Below are 14,042 nucleotides of genomic sequence, written 5' to 3'. Positions count from 1 at the left end.
ATGGCTCGCGCCAAGCCGGTGGAGAAGGTCCACCAATCGTACGGTTCGCACTTCGACGCCATGTGCGTCACGGCCGGGCGGTTCTGGCCACGGTGCGTGCTGCCCTCGGGCGAGGAAGTCATCTTCGTCGACCTGCTCATGCAGGACGTCCGTGTGGCGCTTCGTAACCTCACCCTGGCCAACGGGATCCGTCGCATGCACCCTGCGCGCATCGTCGCTCTCGTCGGGCCGGACCCGGACTGGCGCGACACGATCTGGCAGTACTACGACACCGATCAGCTGTCGAAGATGGCGACGGCCTGGGGCGCGGTCGACGTCATCGACGTCGGGCAGATGATCGCCGACACCCTACAGGGTGTGAACACCTTCGAGGTGGCCGGGCACACGATCACCCTGCCGGAGGCCACCGACATCCCGCAGCAGGAGTACGACGACATCGTCGCCGCCACGGCGGTTCGCATCATGCGTGTGCCCGAGGTCGACGAGCAGGTCGCGAGCGAACCGACGTACAAGCGACTCGTCGAGCGCTCCAAGCACTACGCGCGCATCTACGACGCCTTGTTCTCCCAGATCCCGACGGCTGCCTTCGTCACGAGCCACATCGACTACGCGCAGTGGGGGCTCGCGGTCGAGGCCGGTATGCGCCTCGACGTTCCCGTCATCCACGTCCAGAGCACCGGCTCCCTCAAGGCCTACGCCCTCTTCCCCGACCAGATCGAGGGCGAGGGCACCTACCGCATGCAGATGACCCGCCTCATCGCCGAGTACTTCGAGGAGTGCGTCTGGAAGCACCGTGACGCGCTACGACGCTCGGCGGAGCTGTCGACGTGGCGTTCCAAGGTCAACCTGGGTCGCCCCTCCTGGTGGCGTGGCGGCGGATCGGTCTCGCAGCTGGAGTTCCGTACCCGCGCAGAGCGTGACAGTGTGCGCACCTTCGCGGCTCGCCGCTTCGGTTGGGACCCGGCCAAGCCGATCATCACCGTCTTCGACCACGCCGTCAGCGACGCCGTGCGCTCGAACAAGGAGATCTTCGACAACCTCGGGCACTGGTTCCGCGAGACGGTGGAGTTCGCAGCCGAGAACCCCGACGTGAACTGGCTCTTCGTCGACCACCCGGCTCAGGCGTTCTACGACAGCACGCAGATGTTCGAGAAGCTGGCCGAGAAGTACGGCCACCTCGACCACATGGTATTCACGCCCAGCATGGACCTGTCGAAGAACGTCATCTGGAGCCTCGTCGACTACGCCGTCACCGTGCGCGGCTCGGTCTCCAACGAGTACCCCGCCTACGGCATCCCGGCCCTCCAGGCCGGGTGGTCGGAGTGGAGCCACTGCGGTATCAGCCGTCGTGCCGACACGCAGGAGGAGTACTGGCAGTACCTTCGCGAGGCGATGGACGGTCTCAACCGCGGTGACCGCATGATCACCAAGGAGCAGATCGAGCGAGCCCGGCTGTGGCTCGTCTACTACCGCGCCCTCTCGGACGTCGCCAGCCCGCTCGTGCCCCACTGGGAGTCCAGCCAGGCGGCCCGCCTGTACATGGGCGTCAACCTCGCGATGTCGCACATCGAGGCGGACGGCGACAACGTCCTCATCGCAACCCGCCGCATGTGGGATCGCCACGAGCCGTTCCTCACGCGCGCCGAGTTGCACGCCCCGACCGAAGAGCTTCCGGCCATCCTCGGCCTGGTGTCCGATCTTGAGGAGAGCCACTGATGGCAGAGCGCAATCCCGGAATGACGACGACGTTCGACGACGTCGTCACCCCGCTGACCCTGCCGGTGGACCTTACCGGTGGCGCCGTACCCGAGGCCATGGTGATGGACGGCATCGTGCGCGGCCAGGCCATCGTCGGGCGCACGCGTTCGAACGACACGATGCTGGGCCTCAAGTTCGACAACGGCGGCCGCCCGGTGCGCGTCGACCTCGAGTTGTCCGCCGACGAGGCCACCGAGAAGTGGTGGCGCGTGCGCGTGCCCGAGGAGCACCGTGAGGCCGACCTCACGCTGCCGCGTCTCGTCAGCATCCGCGCAGGTCAGAAGGCTCGACTCGTGGGTGCCGCCCTCGTGACGCAGCTCGCCGAGGACTCCCCCGGCCTCACCCGTGTCGCCGTCTCGTTCGACCTGGACGCGGACGAGATCGACCCCGAGGGACTGCTCATGATCGAGGTGCTCGGCGTCTCGCTCGGGCGCGACGACCTGCTCGACGTGCGCCCGGCCCTCGGCCTTCGTTACGACGCCGTCCGCGTCACCGAGCGCGGCGCCGACGAGCCCCGACTTCCGGCTCAGGTCTCGGGTGGCCACACGATCAAGGCGCGCACCCGTCACGGCTGGATGAGCGTCGTGCCTGGCGAAGGCGTGACGAGCGTCGAACTCGAAGCCGTCGATGCCCCGCTCCAGTTGGCAGCACTGACCAAGAAGAACCGGTACACCCGTGTCGGCGCCAAGGCGATGCGCAAGGGCACGCGCATCGCGCGTTCGCGGGCCCGTCAGGCCGTTTCGAGCGTCGTCAACACGTCGTTCTCGGTGCCGGACGGCGCCGTGGAAGTGCTCGACCTCCAGGGCCGCCCAGTGACCGAGGGCGTCTCCGTCACGCGCGGCCCCGCAGGGCGTCTCGTCGTGACGCTCGCGGAGTCCGTCACCGAACCGGTGCTCGTGCACATCGACACCAAGCCGCAGGGTCGCCGCTCGGCCGGTTTCCTCGGCGCCACCGAGTGGGCCATCGTCGGCGTCCACTGACGCACCTGACGGCAACGCCGAAACGGGCCGGGCACCGCACATCTCGAGGGGTGACGGTGCCCGGCCCGTTTCGTCAGCCGGATCTCGCCCGGCCTATCCGGATTCAGGAGTCGACGGTGACCGCCGACTCGGGCAGCGGTGTGACGAGGCCGCCGTCGTCGCGCAACGGCTGACGCTGCCAACCGAAGGCCTCACGGACCTCGGCGGGGTTGAGCAACGCGTCCTGACCAAGTTCCTCGGCGGCGAGCTGGCGCCCCAACTCGAGAGGCACGAAGGGCTGGTAGAGCTCGGGCAGAAGACGGTGCGGTTTCTGCGACCCGCCGAGGATGGCGTGGTCGTTCAGGATCTCCATCGGGTCACCGTAGATGCCGATCTGGGCACCGGCGGAGGCGCCGTAGAACAACGCGCTCGAGGCCCGATTGCTCACGACCCGGCGATGACGGCGGATCTCCGCGAGCTGCTTGCGCAGGAAGTTCACGTCGGTGTTCTTCCACATGTATCCGCGCTCACCGTGCGTGATCACGCGTGCGCCGAGGCTCTCGTAGATACGGCGCACCCGCGCGTCGCGGTACTCGTTGATGTAGAGACTCACGGTGATGGGAACGTCGCCCTCCACCTCGCGGATCTCACGCATGTACTCCTCGTGCGAGCCGACGATCTGCTGCCCCTCCCAGCCGTGGAAGGGGTAGACGATCGTTCCCTCGCGCTCGGGGTCGGTGGCCTCCCACCCGCGCTGGTCGTGCTGTTCGAGCAGGTATGCCCAAGGTGCCCCCACGACGACGTACGGGTGCAGCCCGAGAGCCCAACCACGACGCGCCACGGTGTTCGACCACACGAGCTTCGGGTAGCCGGCGACGAACGTCGTACCCACCGCGAAACCGTCGTGGATGTTCCAGCCGTGCTGCAGGAAGCCCCAGATGCGGGGCACGCCCTGCACCCCGGCGTACTCGGCCATGATGTGGGCATGGCCGTAGAAGTGGTTGGCGTGGTGCATCTCAGGCCCCGACGAAGCCCCGGATGAGCTCGATGACGCGATCGACGTCGTCGTCCGTGAGGTCGGGGAACATCGGCAGGCTGATCTCCTGCTCGTAGTAGGCCTCCGCCTTGGGGCACATGCCACGCCGGTAGCCCAGATCGGCGAAGTAGGGCTGCCAGTAGACAGGGATGTAGTTCACCTGCACACCGATACCCTGCTCGCGCAGGTGCTCGAACAGCTCACGGCGGCGTCCGTCGGTGATGCGCAGTGGGTACAGGTGCCACACCGGGTCAGCGCCCGCCCGGTGACCGGGCAGCGTGAGCTGCTCGATGCCCGCAAGGCCCTCGTTGTACCGATCGGTGATCTCCTGGCGGCGCGTCTTGAACTGTCCCAGACGCGTGAGCTGGCTCGAACCGAGCGCGGCCTGCAGGTCGTTGAGGCGGTAGTTCAGCCCCAGCTCGGGCATCTCGTACCACCAGGCGCCCTCGTCCTTGCTTCGCAGCTGCTCGGGCTCGCGGACCATGCCGATGCCCTTGAAGCGGCGAGCGCGCTCCACGACGTCGGCGTCCTTGGCCACGACGGCACCGCCCTCACCCGTGGTGAGGTTCTTCGTCGGGAAGAAGCTGAACGTCGTGATGTCCGCGAGCGAACCCACCGGCGTGCCGTCGAGCGAACCGCCGACGGAGTGCGCCGCGTCCTCGAGGAGGTAGGCACCGGCCTTCTTCGCCACGGCGGAAAGGCCCTCGGCGTCGATGGGGTGGCCGCCGTAGTCGACTCCCGCGACGACCTTGGTCGCGCCCGTGATCTCCGCAGCCACAGCGTCGGGGTCGAGGTTGCCCGTGTCCTCGCAGATGTCGGCGAAGACGATCTTGGCGCCGAGAATCGAGGCCGTCGTCGCGGTGGCGAGGAAGGTCAGCGGCGTCGTGATGACCTCGTCGCCGGGGCCCACCTGCGCGGCCGCGTAGGCGACGTGCAACGCCGCCGTGCCCGAGGTGACCGAAACGGCCTGATTCGGGCTGCCCGCGAGCTGCGCGATCTCCTCCTCGAAGCGCGTGACGTAGGGACCCGTGGTCAGCCAGTCACCGGTGAGGACCTCCTCGACGACCTTGACGTCGTCGGCGCTGATGGACTGTCGGCCGTACGGCAGAACCATCGAGCGCCTCAGATACCCGACGAGAGGATCTGCTGGAGCTCCTCGATCGTGTACCACTGGTCGTTGTCACCCGAGGAGTAGTGGAAGCCGTCCTCGACCGGAACGCCGTCGGCAGGGGCCTCGTAGCCCCACGTCGCGAAGTCGGGCTGCAGGACGAAGTACTTGCCGTCGTGAACGATGACCGCTCGGCGGCCTTCCTCCGGCGAGATCATCTCCTCGTGGAGCTTCTCACCGGGGCGCAGACCCACGTCGTGCATCTTGGCACCGGGGGCGATGGCCTGGGCCAGGTCGGTGACCTTCATCGACGGGATACGCGGCACGAGCAGTTCGCCGCCCTGCATCAGCTCGAAGGTGTCGAGCACCATCTGGCAGGCGTCGTCCAGCGTGATGAAGAAGCGGGTGCAGCGCAGGTCCGTGATCGGCAGCGATTCGCCGGCCTCGTGCATCGCCTTGAACTTCGGGATGATCGAACCGCGCGAGCCCATGACGTTGCCGTAGCGCACGACGGCGAAGCGCGTCGGGTAGGCGGCGGCGTAGTGGTTGCCGAGGATGAACAGCTTGTCGGCCGTCAGCTTCGTCGCACCGTAGAGGTTGATCGGGCTGGAGGCCTTGTCCGTCGACAGGGCGACGACCTTCTGGACCCCGGCGTCGATCGAGGCCTCGATGACGTTCTGGGAGCCGATGACGTTCGTCTTGACGAATTCGTACGGGTTGTACTCGGCCGTGTCGACCTGCTTGAGAGCGGCCGCGTGAACGACGTAGTCGATGCCGTGCATGGCACGACGCAGACGGTCGAGGTCACGGATGTCACCGATGAACCAGCGAAGACGCGGGTCGTCCTTGAAGAGAGCGCGGCACTCCCACTGCTTCAGCTCGTCACGCGAGTAGATGACGACGCGCTTCGGGTTGTGCTCGGCGAGGAGCTTCGAGATGAAGGCCTTACCGAAAGAACCGGTACCACCGGTAACGAGGATGGACGATCCTTCAAGAATGCTCACTCGGGGCTCCCATTGCGTTGTTCGTGCATCGGGCGGCTGACGTTCGGCACGTCGGCGAAACTCTGCCCGATTCTTGACATTCCCCGCAAGGCTAGCACCAGCGCGCGAGGCCCCAGGGACTCGACACGTCGCGGCGGGTCACCTCCCGTGGCGCTCGTGCCACCATGGCGCCATGACGACGCAGCCCTCCCCCACCGGCGCCGATCGGGCAACCTCGGCCATCATCCTTCGCACCGATGCCACGGCGTCCATCGGAGTGGGTCACGCCATGCGGTTGCTCGCGCTGGCGCAGGAGTTCATCGCTCGCGGCCGATCCGTCCACCTCGCGGGCGAACTGGCCCTGGACTGGGTCGAACGTTCCTACCGTGACGCCGGGGTGACGTTGCACACGCGGCCCGACGATCCGGCGGCCCTGGGGGATCTCGCCGACCGGCTCGCCGCGTCCTTCGTCGTCATCGACGGGTACGACTTCGGCCCTTCGTGGGGCGCTCATCTCAGGCGGCACGGGCTGCCCGTCACGGCCATGGTCGACGGTCGCTTCGGCGCCGATCAGGATGCCGACCTGTACGTCGACCAGAATCCCGGGGCCACTCCGAGGAAGGTCGAGGCGGGGCGGCATGCCCTGGCCGGCGCGCCCTACACGCTCTTTCGCGACGACGTCCTCGCCCTGCGCGAGGAGGTCGCCGGGCGGGCACGGCCCGGAGCGCAGGAGCGACTCAGCGTCCTCGCCGTGTTCGGTGGAAGCGACCCCATGGGCGCCGCTCCGCTCGTCGCTCCGATCATCCTGCGTGCCGCTGCGGCCGCCGGAGTCGGGATGGATCTCACCGTCGTCACGCCCGACGACGCCTGGGCCGCGCCGTTGCGGGACGACCTGCCCGTCGACGTCACGTTGACGACAACGGGCCCCGTCACCGATCTGGCGGCCCGTGCTGCGCGCAGCGATCTCGTCGTCACCGCCAGCGGCTCGTCCGTGTGGGAACTCCTGTGTCTGGGGGTGCCCACGGCGGTCGTGTGTGTCATCGACAACCAGCGGCTCGGTTACGACATGGTGATCGAAGCCGACCTCGCGCTCGGCGTGGGCCACCTCGACGAACTGCACGCGGTGGGCACGAGCCGTGAGGACGCGACACGCCGACTGGCGAGTGCTCTCGGCGACCCCCGTGCCCGCGAGGCCCGCGCGCAGCGGGGGCGGGAGTTGCTCGACGGTGACGGCCGCCGCCGCGTCGCTGACGCCATCGAGGCGCTTCGTCGCTAGGGTGAGAGCGCACGTGCTCTCGTCCCTGCTTTCTCCCGGAGGTCCCCGTGACCCGCACCCGTGTCGTCGTCCAGTCCCGGCTCAACTCGAGTCGTCTGCCGGGCAAGGCCCTCATGACGATCGGTGGCATGCCGCTCATCGAGCTCGTGGCCCGGCGCGCGTCACGTGACGGGCACGAGGTCATCGTCGCGACGAGCGAGGAGCAGTACGACACGCGCATCTTCGATCACCTGCACCGCGTCGGCATCCCCGCCATGAGGGGCTCCCTCGACGACGTGCTCGGACGCTTCGTCGCCGCGACGCGCGACCTCGACGACGACGACCGCGTCGTTCGTCTCACCGGTGACAACCCGGTCGGCGACTCGAGCCTCATCGACGAACTCATCGAGGCGATGGACGCCGGCGGCTTCGCATACGGCCGCAACGACGTCTCCCGCATGCCGGAGGGCCTCGGCTGTGAGGTCTTCCGGGTTCGCGACCTGCGCCGCGCGGCGGCCGAGACCGACACGCCCTACGACCGCGAACACGTCACGCCCTGGCTTCGGCGGAACGTCAGCACGCTCGACTACGTCCCCGAGGACAACCCCGGGGATCCCGAGCGCTTCCGCTGCACCGTCGACGTCCTGTCGGACTACGACCGCGTCTGCCGCCTCTTCGCGGACAAGACCGATCCGGTGAGCGTGCCCTGGATCGACCTCATCAACGAGATCGGCGGCAGCGCGTTCACCGCGGGCCCCAGCGTGCCGCGGCGTGACCGGAGCGAACTCGACCAGTCCGTCATGATCCTCGGCGGCCAGGCGTTCGCCGGGCCCCTCGCACCCTCGTCGACGGAGATCCGCGCGATGCTGGCCACCGCCGTCAACCGCGGCGTCAACCACGTGGAGGTGGGACGCGGCGACCACAACGCGGAGGAGATTCTGCACAAGTGCGGTGAACCGCAGCTGACGCAGCGTCTGCACTTCATCTCGCGGTTGCGCGAGATCCGTACGAACGACCCGCGTCTGGCCGCGACAACGGTCGAGGCCCAGCTCGAGCGTTCGTTCGCCGAGCTCGGCCGCCGTAAGGCGTCTGCGGTGCTCATGGCGAACGTCGACGAGGCGCACAGCGCGGACGGCACGGGCTGGCACCGCCTTCGCGACTACCGCGAGTCCGGCGAGGTGGGCCGTATCGGCGTCAACGTCGAATCCCTCGACGAGTTGCGCCGTGCTCTGGAGTTGACCGACCTCGGTTACGTTCAGTTCCCCCTCGGCGTCGCCGACCGCGCCCTGAGCGGCGCGCGCGAGCTCCTCACGGACCGCGACGTCGTCGTCACCACCCACGCGACCTTCGCGGGCGGCACGGTCTTCGAGCCCACCGAACTCAACCGACAGCTCGTCCTCCTGGCCCACGAGCTGGGGCGCGCGAACGTCGCAGATCTGTGCGTCGCCTACAGCCTGGGCCACCCCTTCGTCGACTCGATCGCCGTCGGCACCCGCAGCAACCAGCAGATGATCGACGACCTCGCCTACTGCCTCAACTCCCCGTTGACGCCCGACGAGGTCGACCTCGTCGACGAGCGTCTCGCCTCGGTGCTCACGTCGTGACGACGACACCGTGGCAGGTCGTCGAGGCCATGACGCGCAGCGACGCGACGGCGCCGCGTCTCACGTTCTACGACCGAAGCGACGAGCCGACCCGCGGCGAGCGAATCGAGCTCTCCGCGAAAGTGCTGACGAACTGGGTGAGCAAGGCGGCGAACCTCCTCACCGAGGAGTTCGACGTGGAAGCCGACACGAGAGTCGGCATCAACCTCCCCGCCGCCCACTGGCGCACGGCGTACTGGTGTCTCGCGGCCTGGTCATTGGGTGCCTGTGTCGAGTTCTCCGACAGCGACGCCGGAACCTTCGCCGACGAGGACGGGCTCGATGTCCTTGTGACGAGCGTTCCCTCGCCGGACTTCCGTGGCGACCAGGTGGTCGTCACCCTGGCGATGCTGGCACGGGGCGCTGCCGTGGAGGTACCGGCCGGGGCACTCGACGAGGCCCGCGAGCTGAGCACCTACGCCGACCTGTTCGTCCCGTTCGACGAGCCTGCCGGAAGCGCCGTCGCGTGGGTCGCCGGAGACGAGCAGGTCACCTTCCGTGACCTCGTGACACCCGACGGAACCGGCGAACGGCGTTTCCTCGCCGGCGCCGATCCCACACAGATGCTGCGCTGCTGGGTGGGTGGTGGCAGCGTCGTCATCGTCCGCGGCGACGCTGACCCGGTCGAACTCGACACCCTGCTCGCCCAGGAGGGCGTCCAGCGCCACTGAGGACGAACAAACGCCGCCGCCCCTTCCTGGTCTTCATGAGGGGGGCGGCGGCGTTCGGCCTTCTGGGGCTCGCAAGCCTCAGGAGATGCCTGCGTCGAGATCCTTGTTGTAGTGCGCCAGCACGTCCTTCATCGGACCGTCGTCGACCAGCGTGCCGCCGGACAGATAGAGCCCTCGGGTGCAGAAACGCTTGAGGTCGCCCTCGGAGTGACTCACGAGGAACATGCTCCGCCCCTCGGCGAGCAGCTCCTCCATCCGCGTGTAGCACTGCTCTCGGAAGGCTCGGTCACCGACGGCGAGCACCTCGTCGACGAGGATGATCGGCTCGTCGAGCTGAGTGATGACGGAGAAGCCCAGCCTCACCTGCATGCCGGAGCTGAAGTGTCGGAAGGGCAGGTCGAGCCCCCGCGTGACCTGCGGACCGGCGAACTTCACGATCTCGTCGAAGCGTTCGTCGACCGTTTCCTTCTTCATGCCGTGCAGGCCGGCCATGAGGTAGATGTTCTCGCGTGCCGACAGTTCTCCGATGAACCCGCCGGTGAGCTCGATCATCGGGGCGACGCCCTCGGTGACCTTCGCGTAGCCCTCGTCCGGCAGGAGCGTTCCCGCGATCATCTTGAGCAGGGTGGACTTGCCGCCACCGTTCGCTCCCACGAGACCGACCGCCTCGGCCCTGCCCACGTCGAACGAGACGTTGCGCAGGGCCCAGAAGGTCTCCTTCGCGTACGTGGTCTGTCGGCGGTAGACGAGTTCGCGCAACGACAGGTTGCGCTTGCGACCCTTGAGGAACTCGATGCCGAGGTCGTGGACCTGGATGACAGGCTCGCCCTCGGGGGTGTTCCACTCCAGTGCCATGTCAGATCTCCTTGAGGATCGCCGGTTCGAGCTTGCGGAACACCCAGGAGCCGAATGCGAGCCACGCCAGCGAGACGATGAGGGCATAGATCCAGGCGTGCCAGTCCGGGCCGTACTGACTGATGAACCCGGCGCGGTACATGTCGGTGATGCCCGTGAGCGGGTTGAGCTGAATGAGGAACTTGGCCCAGGTCCACTCCGCCGGCAGCTTCGCCTCGAGGAAGTGCAGCGAGTAGACGATCGGGGTGACGTAGAAGAGCACGCGCAGGCCGATGCGCGTGATGCGGGCGAAGTCGTCGACGAGCGCGGTCACGGGCGCCATGACCAGGCCGATACCCGTGAGCAGGATGAACTGGACGATGAGGGCAGGGATCCAGAACACGAGTTCCCAACTCAGGCTCACCTCCCCCCGGAGCATGTAGAAGACGAGGAAGCCCAACAGGATCGGCAGGGAGAGCAGATGCTCGATGCCCTTCGAGATGACGACGCGCATGACCCACAGCTCGCGGGGCAGGTTGGTCGAGCGCACGAGGAGGCGTTCGGCGTAGAGCGCGCGCGAACTCTCGTTGATCACGTTGCTGAACCAGTTGTAGGCGAGCAGACCCGCGACGAGGAACAGCACGATCGGAACACCGTCGGTGCTCGCCCACTTCTGGTCGGACGACGAGGACAGACCGGGCTTGCCGTGGCCGCCGTAGATGAAGCCGAAGACGAACGCGTAGACGAGCGCCATGGCCAGCGGATCGATGAGCGTCCACAGATAGCCGAGCACGGAACGCGCGTACCGCACGCGAAGATCACGTCGGACGAGCGTGTCGAGCGTGGCTCGATGCGCCCAGATCCGCGCAAGACGGTTGTGTGAGTTCATGGTTTCCTTCGTGCTCCTGCGTTCGCCCGCGAACCTTGCCGCGCGCTACGCGGCACCTCAGCCTAGCGAGCACATCCTGGGAGTTCCGTCAGGCTCGCGGCGCTTCGCCTGGTTCGGCCGCTTCGAGCTCGACGTTCGAGGTGATGAACCCAGTGCCCCAGGCCATGTGCATCGTGGCGAGGACGAAAGGCATCCGGACGATGACCTGCGGCGAACGTCCCGAGGCCGCACGGACACCGCCTGCTGTGACCAGGGCCGCGTAACCGAGCGGCGCAGCGAGCGCGGGCCGCCACTTCAGACCGATCAGGCTGCCCGCCACGACACCCGCGACGGCGACCGGCGGGGCGAGATAGCGCAGGTTGATCGAACCCTTGTGTTGACGAGCCACGACCCGCCGCCAGGTGCCGTATTCGAAGTACTGCTTGGCGAGCGCCTTGAGCGTGGCGCGCGGGCGGTAGGTGACGCGCAGGTCGGGGGTGAACCACACCGTTCCGCCGCCCTTGCGGATCCGAAAGTTGAGTTCCCAGTCCTGGGCGCGGGTGTAGCGCGGGTCGTACATGCCGACCTTCTCGATCCACTCCCGCGCGAAGTTGCCGAGGTAGACGCTCTCGACCGGGCCGGCCTCCCCGCCCTGCTTGAACTTCACTCCACCGACGCCGATCTTGGACTTCATGGCGCACTCGACGGCCTCCTCGAAGGGCGTCGTGCCCTCGGCGTCCATGATGCCGCCGACGTTGGCCGCGCCGGTCTCGCGCAGAAGACGCTCGACGGTGGCGAAGTACCCCGGCGAGAGGATGCCGTGCCCGTCCACGCGGACCAGGACGTCGTGGTGGGTTGCGGCCAGGGCAGCGTTGAGTCCGTCGGGGGTTCGTCCGGTCGGGTTCTCGACGAGAGTGATGCGTTCGTCACGTTCGGCGAGCGCACGGGCCACGTCCCAGGTGCGGTCGGTGCAGGGGCCGATGGCGAGCACGACCTCGACGGGGCCGTCGTAGCGTTGGGCCAGGATCGCGGTGACGGCTTCCTCGAGGTGCTTCTCCTCGTTGAGGATCGGCATGAACACCGAGATTCCGCGGCGCATGCTCGGGTCGATCGGCGGCGTCGGGGCGCTCGTCACGGGCTCGCTCGTCACGGTGATGATCGCTCCTGAAGTCATGGGCTCGTGAACGTCGCCCCAGCCTACCCGCGCGCAGAAGACACCTCACGCGCGTCACGCCGACGCCCCTTCCATGACGCTCGTGCTAACACGCCGCGCGAATGCGATGTCAGCCCAATCCCGGAAGCGACCCCCTACCCTCGGAGGGTGCCTCACCCGAATGACCCCCGCCGCCCGTCCGGCACGCCGCGTCCCGAGGACCGTGGCGCCGGGCCGTCCGGAGTGCCCGCGGACGATGACGCGTTCGTCATCGACACCCGCCGCTCCAAGGGAAACCGCCGGGCCCTGCCCCAGCGTCCTCGCCGCCCCGACGAGGGCAGCGCGCAGGCCATTCCGGTTCGAGGCGAGGGGGACGCTCCCCGCCAGGGCAAGCGTCGTCAGCAGGGCGAGGTCCCTCCGGACGCCCCGCGCGACGGTCGGACGTCTCGTCCGCTCCAGGGCGCGCCGCAAGGCGGGCGTCCTCAGCGACCGCAGGACGGGGCGCGACCTACGGCTGCCGCGCCGCGTGACGACAGCACACGCGTCATGCCCACCTCGGGACGCCCCGAGCGGCCCGTCCGGGGCCGCTCCACGGACGCGGCCTACGCGTCCGCCGGCGCCGCGGGTGGGTACGGCGCTGACGCCGGGCGAGACGGTTTCGACGCCCACGACGGCAACGGCGGGCGTCCGCCCCGCGGCCCGCGCCCGGGTGACCGGTTCGACGGTGACGGCTTAGGGCAGCCCCCGCACCGCCCGCGGCGTCGGGGGAAGAAGATTCTCGCCGGTGTCCTGGCCCTGCTCATCCTCTGGGTCGGCACTCTCGTCTGGGCCGGCAACTCGGCCTGGAGCAAGGTGAAGAAGCTCGACGCCGTCCCCGCGCAGCATCTCGCGGAAGACGGCAAGGGCAAGAACATCCTGCTCGTCGGTTCCGACGCCCGCACAGGTCTGACGCCGGAGCAGCGCAAGAAGCTCGGCACCGGCACCGCCGAGGGCAAGCGCACGGACTCGATCATGGTGTTGCACATGGGCGGCGACAAGCCGACCCTCATGTCGATCCCCCGGGACAGCTACGTCGACATCCCCGGCTACGGCAAGAACAAGATCAACGCGGCGTTCTCCTTCGGTGACGCGCCGCTGCTCGTCAAGACGATCGAGCAGAACACGGGCATCCACATCGACAACTACATGGAGATCGGCTTCGGCGGCTTCGCGTCGGTCGTCGACACCGTCGGTGGCGTCAACATCTGCGTCAAGAACGACATGGACGACCCGAAGGCACACATCAACCTCAAGAAGGGCTGCCAGGACATGGACGGCGCGACGGCGCTCGGTTACGTCCGAGCCCGTTACTCCGACCCCGAGGGCGACATCGGGCGCGCGAAGCGTCAGCGTCAGTTCCTCGGGGCCCTCATGGGCAAGGTTTCCTCGCCGGCGAACATCCTCGTGCCGTGGCGCCTCAAGGGTCTCGGAGAGTCCAGTGCGCAGGGGCTCGCCGTCGACAAGGACATGGGGATGATCACGGCGGCCCGCGTCATGCTGACGCTCAAGAAGCTCTCCGGTGACGGCGGGAACTCGGTGGTCGTGCCCATCAGCAACAACGCGCTGCCGACTGCCGTCGGTGAGGCTGTCGAGTGGGATCAGCAAAAGTCCCGGGAGCTGTTCAAGGCGATCCGCGAGAACGGCGACACATCGAAGTTCGTCGTCAAGACGCCCGCGGCGGCCAACTGATCCACAACAGGTCGGCGACGAGGTGCCCGAGCGCACTCACCGCAGC

Annotated in this window: 12 protein-coding genes; 6 read left to right on the top strand and 6 right to left on the bottom strand. The window is 68.0% G+C overall.

Annotation, left to right across the window (positions count from 1 at the left end; genetic code table 11):
- The gene (locus H7F30_RS07815) at nt 1-1,716 is read left to right on the top strand and encodes a hypothetical protein (protein ID WP_187034380.1); all 1,716 of its coding nucleotides are present in this window, start codon (nt 1-3) and stop codon (nt 1,714-1,716) included.
- A complete protein-coding gene (locus tag H7F30_RS07810; RefSeq protein ID WP_187034378.1) occupies nt 1,716-2,738 on the top strand; it encodes a hypothetical protein in 1,023 nt (340 codons plus the stop codon). Before H7F30_RS07815 ends, H7F30_RS07810 begins: the two co-directional genes overlap by 1 nt.
- Nucleotides 2,739-2,841: 103 nt before the next feature.
- On the opposite strand, the gene H7F30_RS07805 is transcribed toward H7F30_RS07810, so the two are convergent.
- The 3 genes from H7F30_RS07805 to pseB are packed head-to-tail and all read right to left on the bottom strand — an operon-like array spanning nt 2,842 to nt 5,865.
- The gene (locus H7F30_RS07805; protein WP_187034376.1) at nt 2,842-3,732 is read right to left on the bottom strand and encodes a hypothetical protein; all 891 of its coding nucleotides are present in this window, start codon (nt 3,730-3,732) and stop codon (nt 2,842-2,844) included.
- A 1-nt stretch (nt 3,733) separates the two neighbouring features.
- Nucleotides 3,734-4,867 carry a DegT/DnrJ/EryC1/StrS aminotransferase family protein gene (locus H7F30_RS07800; protein WP_187034374.1) on the bottom strand — a complete coding sequence of 378 codons (1,134 nt, stop codon included), beginning with the start codon at nt 4,865-4,867 and terminating at the stop codon, nt 3,734-3,736.
- A gap of 8 nt (nt 4,868-4,875) precedes the next feature.
- Nucleotides 4,876-5,865 (bottom strand): UDP-N-acetylglucosamine 4,6-dehydratase (inverting), encoded by a 990-nt coding sequence (gene pseB, locus H7F30_RS07795; protein ID WP_047311880.1) that lies wholly within the window; start codon nt 5,863-5,865, stop codon nt 4,876-4,878.
- A 172-nt stretch (nt 5,866-6,037) separates the two neighbouring features.
- On the opposite strand from pseB, the gene H7F30_RS07790 reads away from it, so the two are divergent.
- Genes H7F30_RS07790 through H7F30_RS07780 form a run of 3 tightly spaced genes read left to right on the top strand, consistent with a single transcriptional unit; the run spans nt 6,038 to nt 9,413 of the window.
- Nucleotides 6,038-7,120, top strand: a complete 1,083-nt coding sequence (locus tag H7F30_RS07790) for a PseG/SpsG family protein (RefSeq protein ID WP_187034372.1) — start codon at nt 6,038-6,040, stop codon at nt 7,118-7,120.
- A 47-nt stretch (nt 7,121-7,167) separates the two neighbouring features.
- Entirely contained in the window at nt 7,168-8,703 is a 1,536-nt protein-coding gene (locus H7F30_RS07785; RefSeq protein WP_052947027.1) for an aldo/keto reductase, read from the top strand.
- Nucleotides 8,700-9,413: a TIGR03089 family protein gene (locus H7F30_RS07780; RefSeq protein ID WP_187034370.1), complete on the top strand. Its 714-nt coding sequence runs from the start codon at nt 8,700-8,702 to the stop codon at nt 9,411-9,413. The genes H7F30_RS07785 and H7F30_RS07780 overlap by 4 nt, the downstream gene beginning before the upstream one ends.
- Before the next feature lie 78 nt (nt 9,414-9,491).
- On the opposite strand, the gene H7F30_RS07775 is transcribed toward H7F30_RS07780, so the two are convergent.
- The 3 genes from H7F30_RS07775 to H7F30_RS07765 form a co-directional block, all read right to left on the bottom strand.
- Nucleotides 9,492-10,268, bottom strand: a complete 777-nt coding sequence (locus H7F30_RS07775; protein ID WP_047311878.1) for an ABC transporter ATP-binding protein — start codon at nt 10,266-10,268, stop codon at nt 9,492-9,494.
- Nucleotide 10,269: 1 nt separating this feature from the next.
- Nucleotides 10,270-11,136, bottom strand: coding sequence for an ABC transporter permease (locus H7F30_RS07770; protein ID WP_047311877.1), 867 nt, complete (start codon nt 11,134-11,136; stop codon nt 10,270-10,272).
- Nucleotides 11,137-11,224: 88 nt separating this feature from the next.
- Nucleotides 11,225-12,289, bottom strand: coding sequence for a glycosyltransferase family 2 protein (locus H7F30_RS07765; protein WP_370562223.1), 1,065 nt, complete (start codon nt 12,287-12,289; stop codon nt 11,225-11,227).
- Nucleotides 12,290-12,436: 147 nt separating this feature from the next.
- On the opposite strand from H7F30_RS07765, the gene H7F30_RS07760 reads away from it, so the two are divergent.
- Entirely contained in the window at nt 12,437-13,996 is a 1,560-nt protein-coding gene (locus H7F30_RS07760) for an LCP family protein (RefSeq protein ID WP_255464706.1), read from the top strand.
- Nucleotides 13,997-14,042 lie beyond the last annotated feature (46 nt).

The sequence above is a fragment of the Dermacoccus sp. PAMC28757 genome, assembly GCF_014302635.1.
Taxonomy (GTDB): Bacteria; Actinomycetota; Actinomycetes; order Actinomycetales; family Dermatophilaceae; genus Dermacoccus; species Dermacoccus abyssi.
Note: the sequence above shows the minus strand (reverse complement) of the source record. Positions and strands in the feature narration are given on the sequence as shown.

What these genes read in the sequence shown, in the direction of transcription:
- H7F30_RS07815 (WP_187034380.1), top strand. Translation starts at nt 1, where the DNA reads ATGGCTCGCGCCAAGCCGGTGGAGAAGGTCCACCAATCGTACGGTTCG.
- H7F30_RS07810 (WP_187034378.1), top strand. Translation starts at nt 1,716, where the DNA reads ATGGCAGAGCGCAATCCCGGAATGACGACGACGTTCGACGACGTCGTC.
- H7F30_RS07805 (WP_187034376.1), bottom strand. Translation starts at nt 3,732, where the DNA reads ATGCACCACGCCAACCACTTCTACGGCCATGCCCACATCATGGCCGAG.
- H7F30_RS07800 (WP_187034374.1), bottom strand. Translation starts at nt 4,867, where the DNA reads ATGGTTCTGCCGTACGGCCGACAGTCCATCAGCGCCGACGACGTCAAG.
- H7F30_RS07790 (WP_187034372.1), top strand. Translation starts at nt 6,038, where the DNA reads ATGACGACGCAGCCCTCCCCCACCGGCGCCGATCGGGCAACCTCGGCC.
- H7F30_RS07775 (WP_047311878.1), bottom strand. Translation starts at nt 10,268, where the DNA reads ATGGCACTGGAGTGGAACACCCCCGAGGGCGAGCCTGTCATCCAGGTC.
- H7F30_RS07770 (WP_047311877.1), bottom strand. Translation starts at nt 11,136, where the DNA reads ATGAACTCACACAACCGTCTTGCGCGGATCTGGGCGCATCGAGCCACG.
- H7F30_RS07765 (WP_370562223.1), bottom strand. Translation starts at nt 12,289, where the DNA reads ATGACTTCAGGAGCGATCATCACCGTGACGAGCGAGCCCGTGACGAGC.